At 35.1% G+C, this 22020-nt stretch carries 24 protein-coding genes; 16 read left to right on the top strand and 8 right to left on the bottom strand.

The genetic code is table 11. The annotated features are described in order from the left end of the window. Positions 1–2: 2 nt before the first annotated feature. A complete protein-coding gene (locus IRZ99_RS06565; protein WP_194656489.1) occupies positions 3–656 on the top strand; it encodes a metal-dependent transcriptional regulator in 654 nt (217 codons plus the stop codon). A gap of 176 nt (positions 657–832) precedes the next feature. Here IRZ99_RS06565 and IRZ99_RS06560 read toward each other — a convergent pair whose 3' ends face one another. The 7 genes from IRZ99_RS06560 to IRZ99_RS06530 all read right to left on the bottom strand — a co-directional run bounded on the left by IRZ99_RS06560 (position 833) and on the right by IRZ99_RS06530 (position 6986). Then, positions 833–1231 (bottom strand): hypothetical protein, encoded by a 399-nt coding sequence (locus IRZ99_RS06560; RefSeq protein WP_194656488.1) that lies wholly within the window; start codon positions 1229–1231, stop codon positions 833–835. A 171-nt stretch (positions 1232–1402) separates the two neighbouring features. Continuing rightward, complete coding sequence (locus IRZ99_RS06555) at positions 1403–2185, bottom strand: enoyl-CoA hydratase/isomerase family protein (RefSeq protein WP_194656487.1); 783 nt, start codon at positions 2183–2185, stop codon at positions 1403–1405. 10 nt (positions 2186–2195) lie between these two features. Beyond that, positions 2196–3611, bottom strand: coding sequence for a HAMP domain-containing sensor histidine kinase (locus IRZ99_RS06550; RefSeq protein WP_194656521.1), 1416 nt, complete (start codon positions 3609–3611; stop codon positions 2196–2198). Positions 3612–3752: 141 nt separating this feature from the next. Continuing rightward, positions 3753–4301 (bottom strand): CopD family protein, encoded by a 549-nt coding sequence (locus IRZ99_RS06545; RefSeq protein WP_194656486.1) that lies wholly within the window; start codon positions 4299–4301, stop codon positions 3753–3755. Continuing rightward, complete coding sequence (locus tag IRZ99_RS06540) at positions 4302–4871, bottom strand: hypothetical protein (protein WP_194656485.1); 570 nt, start codon at positions 4869–4871, stop codon at positions 4302–4304. Between the two features lie 16 nt (positions 4872–4887). After that, on the bottom strand, positions 4888–5901 hold the full coding sequence (hemH, locus tag IRZ99_RS06535) for a ferrochelatase (protein WP_194656484.1): 1014 nt from the start codon (positions 5899–5901) through the stop codon (positions 4888–4890). A gap of 212 nt (positions 5902–6113) precedes the next feature. Continuing rightward, positions 6114–6986, bottom strand: a complete 873-nt coding sequence (locus tag IRZ99_RS06530) for an AraC family transcriptional regulator (RefSeq protein ID WP_074660184.1) — start codon at positions 6984–6986, stop codon at positions 6114–6116. 227 nt (positions 6987–7213) lie between these two features. On the opposite strand from IRZ99_RS06530, the gene hemA reads away from it, so the two are divergent. The 13 genes from hemA (at position 7214) to IRZ99_RS06465 (ending at position 17890) form a co-directional block, all read left to right on the top strand. Next, on the top strand, positions 7214–8464 hold the full coding sequence (gene hemA / locus IRZ99_RS06525; RefSeq protein WP_194656483.1) for a glutamyl-tRNA reductase: 1251 nt from the start codon (positions 7214–7216) through the stop codon (positions 8462–8464). A gap of 105 nt (positions 8465–8569) precedes the next feature. Then, positions 8570–9493 carry a hydroxymethylbilane synthase gene (gene hemC / locus IRZ99_RS06520; RefSeq protein ID WP_194656482.1) on the top strand — a complete coding sequence of 308 codons (924 nt, stop codon included), beginning with the start codon at positions 8570–8572 and terminating at the stop codon, positions 9491–9493. After that, positions 9493–10158: a uroporphyrinogen-III synthase gene (locus tag IRZ99_RS06515; RefSeq protein ID WP_194656481.1), complete on the top strand. Its 666-nt coding sequence runs from the start codon at positions 9493–9495 to the stop codon at positions 10156–10158. The genes hemC and IRZ99_RS06515 overlap by 1 nt, the downstream gene beginning before the upstream one ends. 48 nt (positions 10159–10206) lie before the next feature. Beyond that, positions 10207–11232 carry a uroporphyrinogen decarboxylase gene (gene hemE, locus IRZ99_RS06510; RefSeq protein ID WP_194656480.1) on the top strand — a complete coding sequence of 342 codons (1026 nt, stop codon included), beginning with the start codon at positions 10207–10209 and terminating at the stop codon, positions 11230–11232. Positions 11233–11358: 126 nt separating this feature from the next. Then, positions 11359–11910: a transposase gene (locus IRZ99_RS06505; protein ID WP_194656479.1), complete on the top strand. Its 552-nt coding sequence runs from the start codon at positions 11359–11361 to the stop codon at positions 11908–11910. A gap of 101 nt (positions 11911–12011) precedes the next feature. Continuing rightward, entirely contained in the window at positions 12012–12419 is a 408-nt protein-coding gene (locus IRZ99_RS06500; RefSeq protein WP_370527656.1) for a hypothetical protein, read from the top strand. A 2-nt stretch (positions 12420–12421) separates the two neighbouring features. Further along, a complete protein-coding gene (locus IRZ99_RS06495) occupies positions 12422–12973 on the top strand; it encodes a GNAT family N-acetyltransferase (protein WP_194656478.1) in 552 nt (183 codons plus the stop codon). Then, entirely contained in the window at positions 12963–13868 is a 906-nt protein-coding gene (hemF, locus tag IRZ99_RS06490) for an oxygen-dependent coproporphyrinogen oxidase (RefSeq protein WP_194656477.1), read from the top strand. Before IRZ99_RS06495 ends, hemF begins: the two co-directional genes overlap by 11 nt. 101 nt (positions 13869–13969) lie before the next feature. After that, positions 13970–14857: a fructose bisphosphate aldolase gene (locus tag IRZ99_RS06485; protein WP_194656519.1), complete on the top strand. Its 888-nt coding sequence runs from the start codon at positions 13970–13972 to the stop codon at positions 14855–14857. A 121-nt stretch (positions 14858–14978) separates the two neighbouring features. Further along, positions 14979–15974, top strand: coding sequence for a porphobilinogen synthase (hemB, locus tag IRZ99_RS06480; protein ID WP_194656476.1), 996 nt, complete (start codon positions 14979–14981; stop codon positions 15972–15974). A 53-nt stretch (positions 15975–16027) separates the two neighbouring features. Further along, on the top strand, positions 16028–16945 hold the full coding sequence (locus IRZ99_RS06475) for a hypothetical protein (RefSeq protein WP_194656475.1): 918 nt from the start codon (positions 16028–16030) through the stop codon (positions 16943–16945). Between the two features lie 14 nt (positions 16946–16959). Then, a complete protein-coding gene (locus IRZ99_RS06470; protein WP_194656474.1) occupies positions 16960–17367 on the top strand; it encodes a c-type cytochrome in 408 nt (135 codons plus the stop codon). Between the two features lie 73 nt (positions 17368–17440). Next, the gene (locus IRZ99_RS06465; protein WP_194656473.1) at positions 17441–17890 is read left to right on the top strand and encodes a GyrI-like domain-containing protein; all 450 of its coding nucleotides are present in this window, start codon (positions 17441–17443) and stop codon (positions 17888–17890) included. Between the two features lie 49 nt (positions 17891–17939). Here IRZ99_RS06465 and IRZ99_RS06460 read toward each other — a convergent pair whose 3' ends face one another. After that, positions 17940–20000, bottom strand: coding sequence for a M13 family metallopeptidase (locus IRZ99_RS06460; protein WP_194656472.1), 2061 nt, complete (start codon positions 19998–20000; stop codon positions 17940–17942). A gap of 199 nt (positions 20001–20199) precedes the next feature. On the opposite strand from IRZ99_RS06460, the gene IRZ99_RS06455 reads away from it, so the two are divergent. After that, positions 20200–21123, top strand: coding sequence for a DMT family transporter (locus IRZ99_RS06455; protein WP_370527657.1), 924 nt, complete (start codon positions 20200–20202; stop codon positions 21121–21123). Positions 21124–21327: 204 nt separating this feature from the next. Continuing rightward, complete coding sequence (locus tag IRZ99_RS06450; RefSeq protein WP_194656470.1) at positions 21328–21993, top strand: SCO family protein; 666 nt, start codon at positions 21328–21330, stop codon at positions 21991–21993. Positions 21994–22020 lie beyond the last annotated feature (27 nt).

Here is a 22020-nt window from a genome sequence, read left to right as displayed (position 1 = left end):
AAATGACTTTTTCAGAAGAAAACTATCTTAAATCTATCTACCATCTTACGGCTTCTTTGGAAACTGAAGTGAGCACCAACGCTATTGCGGAAATGATGGAAACCAAAGCTTCATCGGTTACGGATATGCTTAAAAAGCTGGCAGATAAAGATTTAGTAAATTATAAAAAATATCAGGGTGTTTCCTTAACCGAAAACGGAAAACTGGCTGCCAAAATGATTGTTCGAAAACATCGTTTGTGGGAAGTTTTTTTGGTGGAGAAACTAAACTTTAGCTGGGATGAGGTTCACGATATTGCGGAACAATTAGAACACATCAAATCAGAGCAATTGATTAACCGTTTGGATGATTTCCTTGGGAATCCAACGGAAGATCCACACGGCGATCCGATTCCGGATGCGAATGGCCGAATCGTTAAGATTGAAAAACAGCTTCTTGCTGAATTATCAGTACATCAAATTGGGGTTTGTGTGGGCGTGAAAGATACTTCTTCGGAGTTTTTGAAATACCTGGACAAACAGGAAATCGCTTTAGGATCTAAAATCGAATTTCTTTCTAAGGAATCTTTCGATTTATCCGTTAAAATTAAAGTTGATGGAAGGGAATTATCTATTTCGAATAAAATTGCCTCTAATTTGTTTGTGAAGCTTATTTAGGAAAGGGTTATACCACAGAGATACGCGGAGGTTTTTCACAGAGGAACGCGAAGGACTGATTTTTTTCGTTTGTCAGACTGAGCGAAGTCGAAGTCTCGCAAAGTGACTCAGCGAACCGGGCTTCGACTTCGCTCAGCCTGACAAACTGAATGCTATAGCTTCAATATTAGTAAAAACTAAACAATACCTTTTTCAATCATTTCTAACATTACCGGCGAAGCATTTTTAAATGTCGGTTCTTGTTCGATAATACTTCCGGCGTTTTTCTTATTTACTTTGAATGTTACGTCGTTATCCGTCGTAAACAAAAGTGCCGTCAAAAACGGATTTTTGATATAAGTTCCTAAAACCATTAAAGCTTCATCTAAAGTATGGATACTTTCAATTTCTTCGGTTTTGTAACGTGAAGTCAAAGAGATTGAATACGTATTGTCTTCATTCAAAACCAATCGGAAGTAAATGTTTTTAATCTCGGTATCGCCAATCGTTTTGGCTAATGTAAGTTTGGCAAAAGTGCCGCTTTGAATGCTTTCTTTGACGCGTTCGCAAAAAAGAGCAAATATTGTTTCGTACATTTTTTTTAAGGTGCTAAGGTTCTGAGATGCTAAGGTTCTAAGTTTTTAAAACCTTTTGAATCTCTGTATTGTGTTATTTAACCGCAAAGTCCGCAAAGATTTGCGCAAAGAGCACAAGGAAAAACTTTGTGTGTCTCTGTGTAAAACTTTGTGCAACTCTGTGGTATAATTCTATTTCCCTGTAAATTCAGCTTTTCGTTTCTCTAAAAATGCTGCAGTTCCTTCTTTAAAATCCTGGGTTCCGAAACATTTTCCGAATGATTTTATTTCAGTTTCAAAACCATCTTTTCCATCTTTAAAATTGGCATTGATGGCTTTTATCGCTTTTCCTATAGCAAATGGTGCATTTTTAATGATTTTTTGAGCGATTCCGTTTGTAAATTCAAGAAGTTCGGCTTGAGGAACTACGTGATTTACTAAACCGTATTGTTTAGCCTCTTCGGCAGAAATCATTGCAGCGGTCATAATCATTTCCATCGCACGGCCTTTACCCACTAATTGCGGCAAACGCTGTGTTCCTCCATAACCAGGAATCAATCCTAAAGTTACTTCCGGCAATCCCATTTTTGCATTGTCTGATGCTACTCTGAAATGACATGCCATTGCTAATTCTAATCCACCACCAAGTGCAAAACCATTAACGGCTGCAATTACGGGTTTCTTTAAGTTTTCTATATAATCAAAAAGTGATTCTTGTCCTTCGGCAGCTAATTGTGCCCCTTCAACTACTGTATAATTGGCAAACTCTGAAATATCAGCTCCAGCCACAAAAGCTTTTTCGCCGCTTCCGGTCAAAATGATAACGCGAACCTCATCATTTTTGCCTAATAATTTGATGGCTTTATTCAGGTCACTGATCGTTGCTTTGTTCAAGGCATTCAGTTTTGTAGGTCTATTTATGGTTACGGTAGCAATTTTTTCTTCAATAGAAATTAAAAGATTTTCGTAGTTCATGGTCGTGGTTTTATGAGTTTGTGATAGGCAAAGAAACGATGAATGTGGTTCCTTTTCCGTAAGTTGATTCAAAGGTAATTGTTCCTTTGTAATTTTCGATGATGTTTTTTATAATTCCGAGGCCAAGACCCATTCCACTGGTTTTAGTCGTGAATTTTGGTTCGAAAATTCGGCTGGTATCCAATTTCTGAATTCCGATTCCGTTGTCTTTTACCGCAATTTCCACCGTATTATCTATACGTTTAACGGTGACCAAAATAGATTTATGGAACTGACTTTCCGGAATTGCCTGCGTTGCATTCTTAACCAGATTCGTAATCACACGTATTAACTGCGTTCGGTCCATTTTGGAGATGATTTCCTCTTCTTCGCTTTCAAAAACAATATAATCTTCGTTGAAAATATCTAATGCCAATTCCACAACCTCAACCACATTCAACGTTTCATTTTGCTGAGCCGGCATTGAAGCAAAATTCGAAAAAGCCGAAGCCACCGCCGTCATAGTATCTATTTGCTGGATTAAAGTTTCAGAATAATCATTTAATTTCTGCTTGGCATCTGGATCTGTCGGGTCAAATTTTCTCTGATAACTCTGTACCGTCAAACGCATCGGGGTAAGCGGATTTTTAATTTCATGCGCTACTTGTTTCGCCATTTCACGCCAGGCTTCTTCACGCTCGCTTTGGGCTAGTTTTATCGCACTGGTTTCGAGTTTGTCCACCATTCCGTTGTAAGCCTTGATCAGGAAGTTAACTTCTTTACTATTGGCTTCTAGAACAATCTTTTCGTTTTTCTGGTCCAAATTGGTTTCTTCCAATTTATCTGAAATCGTTTTAAGCGATTTGGTAATGTATGTTGAAAGGAAGTAAGCTAACGCAAACGCGACAATCAACATAAAAGAATATACCTGACTTAAACGAATCAGGAAAGTATTCAACTCATTGTCATAATAACCGTCATCTTCTAAATAAGGGAGATTTAATATTCCGAGTGGTTTGAATTTTTCATCTTTAATCAAACTGTATGATGATCTGTTTTTAACTCCGTCGATCGTTTTAATATCTACAAAGCGCTTTTCGATAGACGATTTAACCAATTTCAGAATATAATCCGGAACTGGAGGCGCTACTTTATCAACCGCAAAAGATTCTTTCGACGATTTCAGCAGTTTTCCATCAAGGCTGTAAATATTGATTTCGATTTTGTGAATCTGAGCCAATTCGTGGATCTTATCCTTAAAAATCAAATCTAAATTAGAAGTTTTCAGCGGATATGTCGTAGTCGAAAGCACGTAATTGATATGTTCTTTTACTGCATTTTCTTTACGTTCTAAACGTTCCTGATGGTATTCTTTGGCTTCATTCTTAAACTGAATAATCGAAATCGAAGCCAATAAAAAAGATGCTACAACAATCAATACAATCATCGAAAGGAATATCCTTACACGAAGAGAAAGCATTGACATTTTGAAGTTGTTAAACATAGTTTTGTTTTGTTTGTTTCAGGTTTCAAGTTTCAGGTTTCGTCGCGGGTGGCAACTTGAAACCTGAAACTTGAAACTAAAAAACTATTTTCTTTCGCGAATTCTTTTGTAAAAACGAAATCCCAACATGATTAAAACCGAGAATAAAACAATTCCGATTACACCGAAAATCCAGTTGATGGCACTTTTTAAAACTACCAGAAATACTACAGCAAATAAGATAATGGTAGCTCCTTCATTCCATAAACGCATGAAATTGTTGGAATATTTTACCTCATCATTTTGCAATTGCTTGAAAATTTGATGGCATTTTAAATGATACAAATACAGCAAGAAAACAAAACACAATTTTACGTGCATCCAGGGCATTTTGAGCCAGGCGTTTCCTAAATCGGTAAAAAACAACATCCAAAAAGCAAAAATACTGGCCAAAATTGCCGATGGCCAAGTGATAATGTACCACAAACGGTAGGCCATTATTTTATACTGAGCTTGTAAAATTTCCTTTTCAGGAGATGGTTTTTCGTTGGCTTCAATTTGATAAACGAATAAACGCACAATATAAAACAATCCCGCAAACCAGGTTATTACAAAAATAAGATGCAGTGATTTTAAGTAGTTATAATATTCCATTTATTTTTTAAATGTAGATTGTACAAAAAGATCAGCCATAGCTTTCCCATAATCTTCATTTTCGTATACGACTGAAGCCACAAAGATTTTATCATTGAAAGTTCTTGAAAAAATCAGTATTGTTGCAACCGTTTTTCCTTCTTCAGTTATTGTTATTTGTGATTTTCTGAAATCCAAACCTGAAACATTCTCCACTCCTGTTGAATAACCTCCCAGTTGACCTTTTGGATAAATCTTACCAATATCTTTCAAAAGAAGAAAATCTTTTAACTTCATCTTAAGATCAAGTGATCTTGCGTCTCCTGAAAAATCTTCATAATTCGCTGAGAAATAATTCTCTTTATTTCTTTTAAAGGCAACTATAGAATGTGTCGTTTTAACTAAGGTTGTATCTCCTTTAATTTCTCCTTTTTCCTTTAGGTTCACCTTTTCATAATCGTCCGGAACAGTAATTGTCCACTTAAATGTTTTGTCAAAAAAACTATTATCTACAAAAGTGTCTCTTTTTTTGCATGCAACGAAAATCGCTAAAGCGAAAAGTATCACTGAAAAATATTTTATTCTACTCATTTATAAAAACTTATTATTATTTAGCCCACTCATTTATCCAGTTACTAACCGTCTGACACCACTCATCATCATCATTCAAACATGGAATCGCTAAGAATTCTTCGCCTCCTTTTGCTTCAAAATCTTCTTTGGCGCGCATGGCGATTTCTTCCAGTGTTTCTAGACAATCAGAAACAAAAGCTGGTGTTACAACCGCTAATTTCTTAATTCCTTTTGCTGGCATGTTATCAATTTCAACATCGGTATAAGGTTCTAACCATTTGTCTCCAGCTAAACGCGATTGAAAAGTCAAACTATATTTATCCGCCGGAATTCCTAATAATTTTATGACTTGTCTCGTTGTTTCATAACATTGGTGACGGTAACAGAAATCATGTGCCGGCGAAGGCGTGTTACAGCAAGAGCCATCAATTTTACAATGCGACTTGGTTACATCTGTCTTACGAATATGACGCTCCGGAATTCCGTGATACGAGAATAACAGGTGATCGTAATCAAAACCAACTAAATGTTTCTGAATCGAATCGGCCAAATTCTTGATATAATCTGGTTTGTTGTAAAACGCAGGAACATCTGTAAAAGTCATGTGCGGAAATTTCTTCTTACGGATTTCTTCAGCTTTAACTAAAATTGTCAAAGTCGAAGCCATTGCATATTGCGGATACAATGGAAAAAGCATTACTTCTGTCACGCCTTTATCGTGCAATTCCTGTAGCCCTTTTTCGATTGTCATTGTCCCATAACGCATTGCCAAAGAAACTGGAACGTTTACCAAAGGCTGTACTTTTTTCTGCATTCGTTCAGACAGCACCACTAACGGAGAACCTTCTTCCCACCAAATTTTAGCATATGCATGTGCTGATTCTTCTGGTCTTTTTCTAAGGATAATACCACGAACTAAAAAAGCTCTCAACAAATACGGGACATCGATCACGTATTTATCCATTAAAAATTCGTCTAAGTACGGTTTTACATCTTTTGTAGTTGGACTTTCCGGAGATCCTAAGTTTACTAATAATACGCCTTTCATTATTTTTTTGCTTTAGGCTTTAAGCATTAGGCTTTAAGCTTTGTTTTTGTTTTAGTTTTCGGCAAAAGTAGAACTTGCTACTTTTTAGAAATATGATAATTATTACTTTTTAGTTATCGTGAAATATCTAAAATCGATTTGTTAAGTTTTGTCGCACGCAGATTCGGCAAATTTTTTATTTGTGGAAATTTGTGAAATTTGTGGCAAAAAACCTAAACATTCGTATTAATCGACATCAAATACTTCTTTGGAGTTGTGGCAAACTTTTTCTTGAACGCTGCGATGAAATGACTTCCGGTACTATAACCGATTTTCAATCCCACTTCGTTAACATTATACGATCCGCTATCTAAAAGTTTTCGGGCGAAATCCATTTTGTAGTCGAATAGAAAACCGTAAACGGTATCGCCGTAAATTTGTTTGAAACCCATTTTGAGTTTCTTCAAATTCAAACCAATTTCATCTGCGAGTTCTTGCAATCCTGGCGGTTCGGCCATATTGGCGATGATAATTTCTTTGGCTCTTCGGATTTTCAAGACATTATCTTCATCAATCAAAAACGGACATTGTTCTGCGTTTGGATCTTCGGTTCTGTTGAAATACAAACTCAATAATTCATATCCTTTTCCTTTATAATAAAGGTTTTTTATCGATGGATGAAGGTTATAATGAAACAGCTGACTCAACACAATAGCCATAGAAGGACTGATATTTCCTTCGTTATAATACTTTTTATCCTTATTATCAGGACTTAAAAAAGTAATATAATCTGCTTCCGCAGAAAACAACGCGTGAAATTTCTTGATGGATACAATAACAGAAATGACCCACGAATTTGGAGCGAGTTCTAAATTCAGCGGTAATTCTTTCTGTGGATTGTACAAAAGCAACGATTTTTCTTCCTTCAAATCAAGAGCATAAGAGCCTTGATTGAACAGGAATTTGGCATTGCCTTTTATTCCGAAGTGAAACTGTATCAGACCACTACCCACTTCGTGCTGTCCAAAAAACGGTTCTAAACTGTCGTTTTGAAAACGGATCAGCGTAAAGTCGTCTTCAATTTTTATAATTTCCTGAGAACTCATAGCGATATTTTTTTGAAACGAAAATCATAGCAATTGGAATATGTTATTTAGAATCACTCTAAACAAATCATTTCAAACAACTTGATTTTGCTACAAAAATACTTCTTTTTGCATAAAAACAGACGATTAGAAACAAAAAAACACCCAGCGATACAAAAAGTACTTTGAGCGTTACTTTTATAACCACTATAGTAATAATTTTGTTGCACTTTTATGAAAGTGAATTTATGGAAAACAATAATGTACCGAAACACCTATATTTTTATTCAGTTGGTCTGAGTTATAAAAAAGCTGATGCTGAGGTAAGAGGTCAATTTAGTTTGGATGCAGTTGCGAAGACTCGTTTGCTTGAACAAGCTAAAACAGAAGGAATAGAAAGTTTAATTGTCACTTCAACTTGCAACAGAACCGAAATCTACGGTTTTGCTGAACACCCATTTCAATTAATAAAACTTATTTGCGATAATAGTAACGGATCTGTAGATGCTTTCCAAAAAGTGGGATTCGTTTATAAAAATCAGGAAGCTATAAATCATTTGTTTCGCGTAGGAACTGGTTTAGACAGTCAAATTCTGGGCGATTTTGAAATTATATCTCAAATTAAAACGAGTTTCACGCATTCTAAATCAATGGGTTTGGCCAATACTTTTATGGAAAGATTGGTAAACGCCGTGATTCAGGCGAGCAAAAGAATCAAAAACGAGACTCAAATAAGTTCTGGAGCAACTTCGGTTTCTTTTGCATCGGTTCAATACATTATGAAAAATGTAGAAGACATCGGAAACAAAAATATTTTACTTTTCGGAACAGGAAAAATCGGAAGAAATACTTGCGAGAATCTTGTAAAACATACTAAAAACGAACATATTACTTTAATCAACCGAACAAAAGACAAAGCTGAGAAATTGGCCGGAAAACTAAATTTGATTGTTAAAGATTATTCGGAACTTCATTTAGAACTTCAAAAAGCTGATGTTGTGGTTGTGGCTACTGGCGCGCAAAACCCAACAGTTGACAAAGCTATCTTAAATCTTAAAAAACCTTTATTGATTTTAGATTTGTCTATTCCGAAAAACGTTCATGAAAACGTAGAGGAATTAGAAGGCGTAACCTTAATTCACATGGATTATTTGTCGCAATTGACAGATGAAACGTTGGAAAACAGAAAATTACACATTCCGGCTGCAGAAGCAATCATTGAAGAAATAAAAGAAGAATTTGTGGTTTGGATGAAAGGCAGAAAATTTGCTCCAACTATCAACGCTTTAAAAGAAAAACTGAACGCGATTAAAGATTCAGAATTAAACTTCCAAAGCAAAAAAATCACTGATTTTAATGAAGCCCAGGCTGAAATCATCAGCAACAGAATCATTCAAAAAATCACTACACATTTCGCAAACCACTTAAAAGACGACGACACCATGGTCGATGAAAGCATCGAATGGATCGAAAAAGTCTTCAAAATAAAAGCATCTTAAAACATAATTTTCCACCATATAAGTCATATAAGTTCATTTAATATAGTTATTTACGCAATGCTTAAATTTACTTATATGACTTATATGGTGGAAAAAAATTAAAACATGGCTGAAAAAATAATCAGAATAGGGACTCGCGATAGCGAATTGGCACTTTGGCAAGCACATACTGTCGAGAAAAAACTAAACGATTTGGGTTATAAAACCGAGATTGTTGCGGTAAAATCTACAGGTGATATTATTTTGGACAAACCGCTTTACGAACTTGGCATTACAGGAATTTTTACCAAAACCCTTGATGTTGCCATGATTAACGGCGATTGCGATATTGCAGTTCATTCTATGAAAGATGTTCCAACGGCATTACCACAAGGAATTGTTCAGGCTGCGGTTTTAGAAAGAGCCAATGTTTTAGACATTTTAGTACATAAAGGAAATCCGGATTTTGAGAAACCAAGTACAATAGCAACCGGAAGCTTGCGTCGTCAGGCCTTATGGCTCAATAAATATCCTAACCATACGGTGGTTGATTTACGCGGAAACGTAAACACACGTATGCAAAAACTACAAGACAATAACTGGGATGGAGCTGTTTTTGCTGCTGCAGGTTTGGAGCGCATTAACATAAAACCAGAAAATTATATCAATTTAGATTGGATGATTCCGGCACCGGCGCAAGGAGCGATGCTTGTTGTGGCAATGGAAAATGACAATTATACTTTAGATGCGCTTTCGCAGTTAAATCATATTGAAACGGAGATCTGTACGTATATCGAACGTCAGTTTTTAAGAACGCTGGAAGGTGGTTGTACTGCTCCAATTGGTGCTTTGGTCACTTATAATGAAGACGAAGACACTTTACATTTTCAGGGCGTTTTGCTTTCTGTTGATGGAAAACAAAAACTGGAAGTCGACAAAACGGTCGATATTTCAGAATGGAAAAAACTAGGATTCTTCGCCGCACAGGAAATTCTAAACAATGGCGGAACGGAATTGATGCAATCTATTAAAGAATCTTTAAAAAAATAATGGCAAAATCAATTCAGATATTATCCACAAAAAAGCTATCGGGCGAACAAAAACAAGCGTTAACAAATGCTGGTTTAGAAGTTATTGATACCGATTTCATTCAAACTCAAAATAAATCTTTCGAACTAAAAGACCTCAACGAAAATCTAATTTTCACCAGTCAAAATGCCGTTCACAGTATTTTATCACATCCAAAAGCGGAAGAACTCAAAAGTAAAAACGTTTTTTGCGTTGGTTTAAAAACTAAGATTCTTTTATCTGAAAGTGGTTTTAATGTGGTGGCTTACACTGGTTACGCTTCAGATTTATCTGAAATTATCACTTTGATTTATCGTTCTGAAAGCTTTATTTTTTTCAGCGGAAATCTTCGAAGAGAAACGTTACCAAAAGCTTTAAAAGACGCTGAAGTAAAATTCAATGAAATTCAGGTTTACGATACATCATTAACGCCTCAGAAAATAAAAACAGCCGTTGACGCGATCTTATTTTTCAGTCCGTCTGGTGTTGAAAGTTATTTGAAAGACAACACCATCAAAAAAGAAACCTGCTTTTGCATTGGAGAAACTACTGCAGACGCTTTACATAAAATTACCAAAAACATCATCATTGCAGATCAGCCAACGGTCGAAGATGTGATTGAAGACGTAATTGAAGAATATAAATAAACCTTTGCAACTTTGTCCCTTTGTGACTTTGCACCTAAAATAAAAAACATGTTAAAAAACGACCTATTTTTAAAAGCATTAAAAGGAGAAACTGTTCAACGCCCGCCTGTATGGATGATGCGTCAAGCCGGAAGATATTTACCAGAATTCATCGCTTTGCGTGATAAATATGATTTCTTTACCCGTTGTCAGACTCCGGAATTAGCTGCAGAAATTACGGTTCAGCCAATTCGCAGAATTGCACCGGATGCAGCGATTTTATTTTCGGATATTTTGGTTGTACCTCAAGCAATGGGAATTGAAGTTTTAATGAAAGAAAATTTCGGTCCCTTTTTACCCAATCCAATTCGTTCATTGGCTGATGTTCACAGAGTTTATGTTCCGGACATTCAGGAAAGTTTAGGTTATGTAATGGATGCCATTAAATTAACTAAAGAAATGCTGAACGACGAAGTGCCATTAATTGGCTTCGCTGGTTCACCTTGGACAATTTTCTGTTATGCTGTTGAAGGAAAAGGCTCTAAAAGCTTTGATACTGCAAAAGGTTTCTGCTTTTCAAACCCTGCTGCAGCACATACTTTATTACAAAAAATTACAGATACAACTATTCTATACTTAAAAGAAAAAGTAAAAGCGGGAGTTGATGCCGTTCAGATTTTTGATTCTTGGGGAGGAATGCTTTCTCCGGTTGATTATCAGGAATTTTCATGGAAATACATCAACCAAATCGTTGAAGCTTTGGCTGATCACGCGCCGGTTATTGTTTTCGGAAAAGGATGTTGGTTTGCTCTTGGCGAAATGGGTAAAAGTAGAGCTTCGGCATTGGGTGTAGACTGGACTTGTTCGGCTAGAAATGCACGTTACTTGTCTGGTGGAAACATTACTTTACAAGGAAATTTTGATCCGTCACGATTGCTTTCTCCAATTCCGACGATTAAGAAAATGGTTCACGAAATGATCGACGAATTCGGAAAAGATAAATATATCGTAAATTTAGGTCACGGAATTTTACCAAATATTCCTGTTGATCACGCGAAAGCGTTTATTGACGCGGTTAAGGAATATGGGCAATAGTATAGTCTCGATTGGCTTTCCTGCAAGGTTTCCAAAACCTTGTAGGTATAAAATAGGCAACGTTATAAATTAGCAGACCTACAAGGTTTTGAAAACCTTGCAGGATGAGAAAAAAAAAGATAATAAATGAAGTTGGAGGTATTAGAAAAAGATTATTATTACCATATTTATAACCGTGGAATTAACGGAGTAAATATTTTTGAAAATGAAAATAATAAAATTTATTTCCTAAAACAGTTCTCAAAATATTTATCCGATAAGGTTTCAGTCTTTGCATATTGTCTGATGAATAATCATTTTCATTTCGTCATTCGATTGAATTCAGAAGAGAAAGAGGTTACTCAGGCATTCTCAAACCTATACAATTCTTATGCAAAAGCATTTAATAAGCAAACTAACAGAACGGGAAGTTTGTTCGAGAAGCATTTTAAAAGAATACAATTAAAAAACGAAAACTATTTAAAGCATTTGATTATTTATATTCATCTGAATCCTAAACATCATTTTGATATAAATTTTAAAGATTTTAGATTTTCATCTTATCAAGCTTTTACATCTGATAAAGAGACAAAAATAGAACGAAATGAAGTTTTAGAATTATTTGGAGATTTTGAAAACTTCATATTTTGCCATAATCAAAAGAATGATTTTTTAAATGAAACTTATACTTTTGAGTAGTACGTTTCATCCCGCAAGGTTCCCAAAAACCTTGTAGGTCTATCTGGAGACAATCAAAAAATTTAAATAGATTACGCAAACAATTAAATACCTACAAGGTTTTGGAAACCTTGCAGGAAACGCAAAACAAAATGCTCAACAAAGGCCTTAGAGACGAAGAAAGTATCAGAATAGAAAATACGCTCCGAACTTTACACGCACTTATTTTTGTGCCAAGGTTTTGGAACGCTGAAGATATTAGCCTGGTAGATGAGCAACTGAAGAGTTTTGGTTTAAGTTTAGAACGAACAATTGAAATACCGGAAGAAGAATTAATTATTCTGCTTCAGAGATGCCATCTAGATTGGAATCAACAAGAGAAATTTGCTGATATTTTGATTCATTTATCTCAAGAAAAACAATTTGATTTCTTAGGTAAAGCACTTGCTATTTACCAATACATCCAGAGAGAAAGCAAGGTTTTCTCCTTTGGAATAAATGCCAAAATCACATCCGCTAAAAACAAGTAAACATGAGTTTTACAGATTGGAAAATAGATCGAATTAAAAATGTTACTGCTGAAGAATTTTTCACGCTAGTCGATAAAAATAAAAATCACATTTACAAAACTTTTCCTGTAACGCTTGCCAATTCTGATTCTTTAAAGAAAGCAGAAGGTTTTATGGCCGTCAATCTTGAAAAAGAAAAAAACAATGAAGGCTTTTATTTTTTCGCAAGAGATATTAAAACCAATGACTTAATTGGTTATTTATGCGTAAAAACTATTGATTATCGCATTTCAAAATGTGAATTAGGTTATTTTACTGATGAAGATTTTCAGGGAAAAGGAATTACATCAAAAATGGTTTCAGCTGCACTTGATTTTTGTTTCAACGAATTGAAAATGAACAAAGTTTTCATCTGTACACAAGAAATTAACTTTGCAAGCCAGCGCGTTGCATTAAAACACAATTTCAAACAAGAAGGAATTTTACGAGACGAATTTAGAAATGGTGATGGCGAATTGCAGAACACTCTTTATTTCGGATTGCTTAAATCAGAATATAATACTCATGAAAGATAAATTTTACGCATACATACAAAATCTACAAGATCAAATCTGTGCCGGATTAGAAGCTGTTGACGGAACAGCAAAATTCCGTGAAGATCTTTGGAAACGCCCAGAAGGCGGCGGTGGAAGAACGCGCGTTATTGAAAACGGAAATGTTTTCGAAAAAGGCGGTGTAAACATTTCGGCCGTTCACGGAAAACTTCCTGAAACGATGCAAAAAATGTTTGGCGTAGGCGAAGCTGATTTTTTTGCCTGCGGATTAAGTTTGGTTTTACATCCAAAAAACCCAATGACACCAACCGTTCACGCAAACTGGCGTTATTTTGAAATGTACGATGAACATGGAAAAGTGATAGAACAATGGTTTGGAGGAGGACAGGATTTAACGCCTTATTATTTGTTTGAAGAAGATGCAACGCATTTTCATCAAACGTGTAAAACCGCTTGTGACAAACACAATCCGGAGTTTTATCCAAAATATAAAAAACAATGTGACGCTTATTTTTGGAATGCTCACAGAAACGAAGCCCGCGGAATTGGCGGTTTGTTCTTTGATTATTGCAAAGCAAATGAGCAAATGTCGATGGAAGATTGGTTCAATTTCGTATCTGAAGTTGGGAATAGTTTCTTAGAAGCTTATGTTCCAATTGTGGAGAAAAGAAAGAATTTAGAATATACTTCTGAAAACAGAAAGTGGCAGGAAATCCGTCGTGGCCGTTATGTCGAATTCAATTTGGTTCATGACAAAGGCACTTTATTCGGTTTAAGAACCAACGGAAGAATTGAAAGTATTTTAATGAGTCTGCCTCCGCATGTACAATGGGTTTACGATCATCATGCAGAAGCAGGAAGTGAAGAAGAAAAATTAGTGAAAGTATTGGAAAATCCTCGTGAATGGATCTCATAAATTGAACCCAATATTCATTTAACTTCTTTGTAATCATAAATTTAAATTGTAATTTACTCTAAAATCTTCAATCTAAAATCTAAAATATTATGGAAAGAGAAATGAACATTGCACAATTAGATCGCATGCATTCCGGTCAAGGATTTATTGCCGCTTTAGACCAAAGTGGCGGAAGTACACCAAAAGCACTTGCGCAATACGGCGTTTTGGAAAACAGTTACACCAATGAAGAAGAAATGTACACTCTTGTACATGAAATGAGAACCCGAATAATTAAGAGTCCTGCTTTTAAAAGCGAATATATTCTGGGAGCTATTTTGTTTGAAAACACTATGGATCGCAAAATCGACGGACAATGGACTGCCGATTATTTATGGGAAAAGAAAAACATCGTTCCGTTTTTAAAAGTAGACAAAGGACTTGCTGATCTTGCCAATGGTGTACAGTTGATGAAACCTATTTCCAATTTAGATGAATTACTAGATAGAGCTGTAGAAAAAAATGTTTTTGGAACTAAAATGCGCTCTGTTATCAAAGAAGCAAATGCTGAAGGAATTCGTGAAGTTGTTGAACAGCAATTTGAAGTTGGTTTACAAATCTTTCAAAAAGGACTTGTTCCGATTATTGAGCCTGAAGTTGATATTTACAGTGCTGATAAAGAAAAATCAGAAGAAATTCTGAAAGAAGAAATTAAGAAACAGCTTAGTTTATTGGATAAAGAGGTTAAAGTGATGCTGAAATTGTCTATTCCGAATGTGAATAATTTTTATAAAGAATTAATGTCAGATCCACATGTTGTGCGTGTTGTAGCATTGTCCGGAGGATATTCAGAAGAAGAAGCCAATGCGAAACTGACGCAAAACCACGGATTGATTGCCAGTTTTTCAAGAGCACTTTCCGAAGGTCTTTCTGCTGGCCAATCTGATGATGAATTTAACCAAAAACTTGATAAAACCATAAAAGCGATTTACACCGCTTCAATTACATAAAATAAAACATTAAAATTCTAATAAATTGGATTGTCAATTAAGGATTAAGATCTGTGATTTCTAATATCTGAATACCCACAATCAAAAATCTAAAATCAGCAATCAAAAATCTAAAATAGTTATGTTCCCATTACAAAGAGGCAGAAGACTACGAGTAAATGAATCTATCCGTAGTTTAGTTCGCGAAACAACATTAAGTCCAACTGATTTTATGTTTCCGATGTTTATTGCAGAAGGCGAAAATTATAAAGTTGAAATTCCATCCATGCCGGGGATTTTTCGTCGTTCGATCGACTTAACCGTTGAGGAAGTAAAAGAAATTTTTGCTTTAGGAATTCGCGCTGTCAACATTTATGTAAAAGTAGATGAATCACTAAAAGACAATACCGGAAAAGAAGCCTGGAATCCAAACGGATTAATGCAAAATGCTATTAAAGCCATTAAAGCTGCTTGTCCTGAAATGGTTGTAATGCCAGATGTTGCCCTTGATCCCTACTCTATTTATGGTCACGACGGAATCATCGAAAATGGCGATGTTGCCAATGATGCCACTAACGACGCATTAGTAAAAATGGCCGTTTCGCACGCACAAGCCGGAGCCGATTTTGTAGCACCAAGCGACATGATGGACGGACGTATTTTACGTTTGCGCCAAGGATTGGATGCTGCAGGATTTCATAATGTGGGTATCATGAGTTACTCAGCTAAATATGCTTCTGCATTTTATGGTCCGTTTCGTGATGCTTTGGACAGTGCGCCGAGAGAAGCTGATGTAGTGGTTCCGAAAGATAAAAAAACATACCAAATGGATTATGCCAATCGTATCGAAGCGATTAGAGAAACCCTTATGGATGTCGAAGAAGGTGCCGATATGGTAATGGTAAAACCAGGAATTGCTTATCTTGATATTGTACGTGAGGTAAAAAATGCCGTAAATGTTCCGGTAACCGTTTTTCATGTTTCAGGAGAATATGCCATGATTAAGGCAGCTGCAGAAAGAGGCTGGCTGGATAATGATAAAATTATGATGGAACAGTTAATGTGCATTAAAAGAGCGGGAGCAAGTTTAATTTCGACGTATTTTGCGAAAGAAGCTGCAATTATTTTAAACAAGTAATTAGTGACAAAATAAAGTATATTTTAGCGTCTCAATTTAAACCCTAAAAATATATGAAAAACGTATTACTTACTTTCATGATGGCCGCTACTTTAACAACTGTAGCACAGGAAATTAGAATTAAAAAAGATAAAATTAGTATCGACGAAACGGAGGTTGCCATTTTAGACAAAGAAAAAGTAGTTTACAAAATCTTATCTCTTGACAATCGCCCAATATTTTCAATTGAGCGAAAAAGCAATTCTTTACTTGATGGTTCTACTGTTTATTGGTCACTTCTTACTGATCTAAGCAACAATAAAACCAATGAAATTATTGATTACGGAAAAGATCAGGGGTTAAGTTTTCAGAGAACAATCGTAGCAAGTGTTTGTAATGATAAATACAAATTTATTAGCGCATCTGGTATAGACGAAAAAGGTGTTTTAGAATTTATTAATGGTACCCCAACAGATATTAAAAAAGTATTTGCTGATGCTGACCAAAAAACAAAAGACCAGTTAAAAACAGAATATGATGCAATGACTGCACTGAATGTAAAAGTTTCTGGTGGTACAATTTACCAAAAACAAGAAGTTTATAAAAATGGTGCTCCTGTATTAGAATATGTAGCAATTGGTGATGTGACTAAAAGTAACGTTACGTTTATGCCCAACTTTCCTCCAAGTTTAGTTTATACCGTAAATTCTACTTTTACAGAAATAGACAATAATAACAGAGAACAAAGAAGAACCAGAGTTGTTGGTGCATGGTATGCAACAAAAACAGGTTACAGAAACCCTAACACTGATAAACACATTAAAGACGAAATAATAACACCTGATAACAAATACTTTAATCTTAGAGGAACTCTTACTGATAGTGAAAAATTCAATCTTGATTTTTATGGTAATGAAGATAAAGATTTGCTTTCAAAACAAATCGTTGCAAAATTGCTTTATAATGGTTACAAATTTGAAGCAATGAAATAATAATTAATTTAATAATGAAAAAAGTATTATTCTTAACTGCCGTTTTAGCTTTTGCTTCTTGTAAAAAAGAGCAGGAGCCTTTTGGAAAATCAACTGAAGCTACGACCGAATCTTATTCAGAAGGAGAATCGGCGGAAGTCAAAACACCTGAAGCTTTAGGAAAATCAATTTTTGAAGGAAAAGGGAATTGTGTTTCCTGCCATCAGGTTGATCAAAAAGTTATTGGTCCGAGTATTCAGGAAATTGGTAAAACATACAAAGACAAAAAAGGCGATATTGTTACTTTCCTTAAAGGAAATGCAGATCCAATTGTTGATCCGAGTCAATTTTCAGTTATGAAAACTAATTTCCCGGTAACGCAGGCAATGACTGATGAAGAATTAAAGGCCATAGAAGCTTACATTTACAGCAATTTGAAATAAACAATTTCCTGCTGACATACTGTTGTCGCAAGGTCATCGTACATTTGAAATCAAACAAAACAATTGAACTAAAATGGATATTCAAAAATTTAGTATTATTGGGATTTCAGTACGAACGACTAACGAAAATGGTCAATCGGGAGAAGATATTCCCGCTCTTTGGAACAAATTTATGACAGAAGGAATTGCTGAAAAAATTCCGAATAAAATAGACAATGCTCTTTATTGTGTTTATACCGAATACGAAAAAGATCATACGAAGCCTTACACAACAATTTTAGGATGTCTTGTAAGCTCTTTAGATTTTATTCCGGAAGAAATGACAGGCAAAGCTATTGAAAAAGCAACTTATGAAAAATTCACTGCAAAAGGAAATCTTCATGAGAACATTGTTTTTAATGAATGGATGAAAATCTGGAATTCAGATTTAGACAGAAGTTTTACCTCAGATTTTGAAATTTACGGAGAGAAAGCACAAAATCCTGAAACTGCAGAAGTTGATATTTTTATTGCAATTAATTAGATAAAACAAAAACGGCGCTAAATTAGCGCCGTTTTTTATGATTATAAGATTACCAGATTTTTACTCTTTTCGCTGGTTCTATGTACATTTTATCTCCCTGTTTAATTCCGAATGCCTGATAGAAAGCATCAACATTCTGAATTGGCACATAAGCCCTGTACATTCCTGGAGAGTGTGGATCTGTTTTTACCTGACTTTTAATTGCCTCATCTCTGGTTTTTGTTCTCCAAACCGTAGCCCAAGAAATGAAGAAACGTTGTTCAGGCGTAAAACCATCAATTAGACCTGGATTTCCATGTGCTTTTAAGTACAATTGCAATCCGTCGTAAGCAGCATTAATTCCACCTAAATCTCCAATGTTTTCTCCCAAAGTAAATTTACCATCTACATGAATTCCCGGCAGTGGCTCTAAAGCACTATATTGATCTGCAAGTTCATTTCCTAAAGTTGTAAATTGTTTTAAATCGTCAGCAGTCCACCAGTCTACAAGATTTCCATCTGCATTATAACGTGCTCCTGAATCATCAAAACCATGTGAAATTTCGTGACCAATTACAGCTCCAATTCCACCATAATTCACAGCTTCATCGGCTTGGTAATTGTAAAAAGGCGGTTGTAAAATTGCTGCTGGGAAAACAATTTCATTATAAGACGGGTTGTAATAAGCATTAACAGTTTGTGGCGACATTCCCCACTCTGTTTTATCCACTGGCTTATTTAATTTTTCTAAACCTTTTTTGAAATTCCATTTTGATAAATTGTGTGCATTCTCAAAATAGCTTCCACCTTCAGCAACACTTTTAATTTCTAAAGCAGAATAATCTTTCCATTTGTCCGGATAACCCACTTTTATAGTGATTTTGTTCAGTTTCTCAATTGCTTTTACTTTTGTAGCGTCAGACATCCATGCTAAATTATTAATACGGTTTTGGTAAGCCGTAATCACATTGTGAATCATATCAATCGCTTTGGTTTTTGCTTCAGCAGGAAAAACTTTCTCTACATACAGCTTACCAAGTGCCTCTCCGATACTTCTGTTTACAACCTGTAAAGCATTTTCTTCACGAGGTAATTGTTTAATTGCTCCTCTTAAAGTTTTACTGTAAAAGTCAAAATTTGCCGATTCAATTTCAGTTGTTAAATGTGAAGTTGAACGGTTCAATAAAGTCCATTTTAAATATTCTTTCCATTGTGGTACTTTGTTTTCAGTAAAAACGGTTTGCAACGCTTTCATATAACGTGGTTCAATAACTACAACTGTGTCCAGTTTTGCCAAACCAAGTCCTGTAAAATAAGCATCCCATTTAATTGCCGGAGTTAACTTTTGAAGTTCAGCAACTGTCATCGGGTTATATTGAAGACGACTGTCTCTACTCTCAACACGATTTAATCTCGGACTTGACAAAGAAGTTTCCAAAGCCAGGATTTCTGCTGCGCTCTGTTTTGCTTTTTCAGGAGATTCTCCAATAAACTGCATCATTCTCGCTACATGAAGCTCATATTTAGCACGTTTTTCTTTTGAATCTTTATCTTCAGAAGTGTAATAATCTTTATCAGATAAACCCAATCGGCTTACGCCAAGACTTACCGAATTTTTTGAACTGTTTTTTTCATCAGCTCCAATGTAAATTCCGAAGAAATCATTTCCGCCCTGAGGTTCCATTTCTACTAAATACTTTTGAAGATCAGCTATATTTTTAATAGCGTCAATTTTTTTCAAGTATGGTTTCAAAGGTTCTATTCCTCTTTTGTTTCTCCCTACTGTGTCTAAAACAGTATTGAATAAATTGACAGCTTTACCTTGATCGGTATTCGATTTATACTTTGGATTTTTTGAAGCTTCCTTCAAAATTGCCATTGCATCTTTATCTGTTTTTTTGATCAATTCATTAAAACTTCCCCACGTTGTACGGTCACTCGGGATTTCGGTTTTATCTAACCATGTTCCGTTTACATATTGAAAAAAATCCTGACTCGGACTAACCTTCGTATTCATGTAAGAAACATTGATACCCGGTTCTTTTGGTTTTGCATCTTGAGCCTCAACTGCAGTGAATGTAAACATTGCAGAAACTACACAAAACATAGGTTTAGTAAGCTGTTTAATCATATTTCTTTATAATTTTAGTATATCTACAAACATATTGTTATTATTCGGAACTCTATGTTAAAATTTATCCAATAATTTCAGGTACGATTTTTAATGCAAAAAATCGATCATAAACAACAAAAAATTTCATGAATATATGTCTGATTATAAGTCATTAATTCAAATTGTTTTTGGAATATTTGCTAAAACTTTTATTACAGTGAGAGCAAAAATTCAGAATGCCTTTTCAGGAAAAATTGAAGCTATCGGATTTCCAATTTTAGCTTTATGCTGGGTGAGTTTCTTTTGGGGAACAACGTGGTTAGCATCTAAAGAAGCGGTTAGACATATGCCCGGGCTGCAGGTGGCCACTATTCGTCAGTTTTTGGGTGGCCTTCTTTATGTTGGTTATTTTCTAATCAAAAAAGAGCCATGGCCAAGAGGGAAACAATGGAAAACGATTATTATTTTATCTATTTTGAATTTTGCGTTAAGTAATGGCTTAAGTACTTGGGGCGTAAAATATATCAGCAGCGGATTAGGTGCTATTATTAGTGCTCTGTTTCCAATTTGGATTATTGTTATCAATTTTTTTAATGGTATAAAAATCGCCAAAGTGGCTTTATTCGGAATGCTTATCAGTTTTGGTGGGATCTGTATCATCTTCATGGATTACTTATCTGATTTTCTACGGCCAGATTTTCAATTCGGAATCTTTTTAACCCTCATTTCAACTATTACTTGGGCTTTCGGAATTTTGGAAACTAAGAAAAAGGCGGCCAGTTTTAATCCCTATTTCAGTTTAGGATTGCAGATGTTGATTTCGAGTGTATTTTTATTTGGAATTACAGAAGCCGCAGGAACTAATATTCCTTTGAGTGAAATCTCTTTAAATTCCTGGTGGGCGATTGCTTACTTAATCATTATTGGTTCGGTCTTAACTTTCATCGCCTTTATTTATACATTACAACATCTTCCAACGGAAATCAGCAGTATTTATGTGTATATAAATCCGATAGTTGCCATGGTTTTAGGATCTTTCATTTTTGGAGAAACCCTTACACAGGCCATTGCCATTGGTGCGGCCGTGACTTTAATTGGATTATACTTGGTCAACAAATCTATTAGAAAGACTAAAATTTAAAGAATATTATGTCTCTTTTGATCTCTCGCAAAGACGCGAAGTCGCAAAGTATAACTTAAAAAATAAAACTTTGCGACTTCGCGTCTTTCCGTGATTAAAATATTCTAACATATTACTTTTAATCAAAGTCAAAAGCCTGTTAAAAACAACACATAATTAGTTTTTTGAAAACTCCTTTTCGTATTTTTGCGCCAAATTCTGTTTATGAAATCTTTACTATACAAATACCGCAAATTCTTTATTGTTTTAATTGTATTTTCGGTAGTTACTATATCCCTATTTTATTCGGCTTTAAAACCACAAAAAACATTACCCATTTACAATCCGGCTGACGTAAATCCTGAACTGGTTGATAGCACCATTCAATACAAAAGCAAATACCACACCATTGCAGATTTCTCTTTTGTAAATCAGAATGGCGATACGATTACGCAAAAAAATTACGAAGGAAAAATTTATGTAGCCGACTTCTTCTTTACGACTTGCGGATCGATTTGTCCAAAGATGTCGACCAATTTATCAGAAGTTCAAAAAGCAGTTCTTAACAATCCTAAAGTAATGCTCCTTTCTCATACTGTCTTTCCTGAAGTAGATAGTGTTTCTGTTTTAAAAGCTTATGCTGTTAAATACGGAGTTGTAGACAGCAAATGGAATTTGGTTACCGGCGATAAAAAAGAGATTTACACGATGGCCAGAAAATCATACTTAGCGGTGAAATTAGGTCGTCCTGATCAATTGTATGATATGGTTCACACAGAGAATTTTGTTTTGGTAGATCAAAAACGCCGCGTTCGGGGATTTTATGACGGAACAAATAAAGAAGAAATTCAAAGACTTATAGAAGACATCAATTTCTTGTCGCAAGAGTAAAATTGGCTTATTTAAGTAAATTTTGGC

This window comes from Flavobacterium sp. LC2016-12, from assembly GCF_015351595.1.
Classification (GTDB): domain Bacteria; phylum Bacteroidota; class Bacteroidia; order Flavobacteriales; family Flavobacteriaceae; genus Flavobacterium.
This window is presented reverse-complemented; position numbering and strand designations above follow the sequence as displayed.

Coding starts and splice junctions, on each gene's coding strand:
- IRZ99_RS06565 (WP_194656489.1), top strand. CDS start 3: ATGACTTTTTCAGAAGAAAACTATCTTAAATCTATCTACCATCTTACG.
- IRZ99_RS06560 (WP_194656488.1), bottom strand. CDS start 1,231: ATGTACGAAACAATATTTGCTCTTTTTTGCGAACGCGTCAAAGAAAGC.
- IRZ99_RS06555 (WP_194656487.1), bottom strand. CDS start 2,185: ATGAACTACGAAAATCTTTTAATTTCTATTGAAGAAAAAATTGCTACC.
- IRZ99_RS06550 (WP_194656521.1), bottom strand. CDS start 3,611: ATGATTGTATTGATTGTTGTAGCATCTTTTTTATTGGCTTCGATTTCG.
- IRZ99_RS06545 (WP_194656486.1), bottom strand. CDS start 4,301: ATGGAATATTATAACTACTTAAAATCACTGCATCTTATTTTTGTAATA.
- IRZ99_RS06540 (WP_194656485.1), bottom strand. CDS start 4,871: ATGAGTAGAATAAAATATTTTTCAGTGATACTTTTCGCTTTAGCGATT.
- hemH (WP_194656484.1), bottom strand. CDS start 5,901: ATGAAAGGCGTATTATTAGTAAACTTAGGATCTCCGGAAAGTCCAACT.
- IRZ99_RS06530 (WP_074660184.1), bottom strand. CDS start 6,986: ATGAGTTCTCAGGAAATTATAAAAATTGAAGACGACTTTACGCTGATC.
- hemA (WP_194656483.1), top strand. CDS start 7,214: ATGGAAAACAATAATGTACCGAAACACCTATATTTTTATTCAGTTGGT.
- hemC (WP_194656482.1), top strand. CDS start 8,570: ATGGCTGAAAAAATAATCAGAATAGGGACTCGCGATAGCGAATTGGCA.
- IRZ99_RS06515 (WP_194656481.1), top strand. CDS start 9,493: ATGGCAAAATCAATTCAGATATTATCCACAAAAAAGCTATCGGGCGAA.
- hemE (WP_194656480.1), top strand. CDS start 10,207: ATGTTAAAAAACGACCTATTTTTAAAAGCATTAAAAGGAGAAACTGTT.
- IRZ99_RS06505 (WP_194656479.1), top strand. CDS start 11,359: ATGAAGTTGGAGGTATTAGAAAAAGATTATTATTACCATATTTATAAC.
- IRZ99_RS06495 (WP_194656478.1), top strand. CDS start 12,422: ATGAGTTTTACAGATTGGAAAATAGATCGAATTAAAAATGTTACTGCT.
- hemF (WP_194656477.1), top strand. CDS start 12,963: ATGAAAGATAAATTTTACGCATACATACAAAATCTACAAGATCAAATC.
- IRZ99_RS06485 (WP_194656519.1), top strand. CDS start 13,970: ATGAACATTGCACAATTAGATCGCATGCATTCCGGTCAAGGATTTATT.
- hemB (WP_194656476.1), top strand. CDS start 14,979: ATGTTCCCATTACAAAGAGGCAGAAGACTACGAGTAAATGAATCTATC.
- IRZ99_RS06475 (WP_194656475.1), top strand. CDS start 16,028: ATGAAAAACGTATTACTTACTTTCATGATGGCCGCTACTTTAACAACT.
- IRZ99_RS06470 (WP_194656474.1), top strand. CDS start 16,960: ATGAAAAAAGTATTATTCTTAACTGCCGTTTTAGCTTTTGCTTCTTGT.
- IRZ99_RS06465 (WP_194656473.1), top strand. CDS start 17,441: ATGGATATTCAAAAATTTAGTATTATTGGGATTTCAGTACGAACGACT.
- IRZ99_RS06460 (WP_194656472.1), bottom strand. CDS start 20,000: ATGATTAAACAGCTTACTAAACCTATGTTTTGTGTAGTTTCTGCAATG.
- IRZ99_RS06450 (WP_194656470.1), top strand. CDS start 21,328: ATGAAATCTTTACTATACAAATACCGCAAATTCTTTATTGTTTTAATT.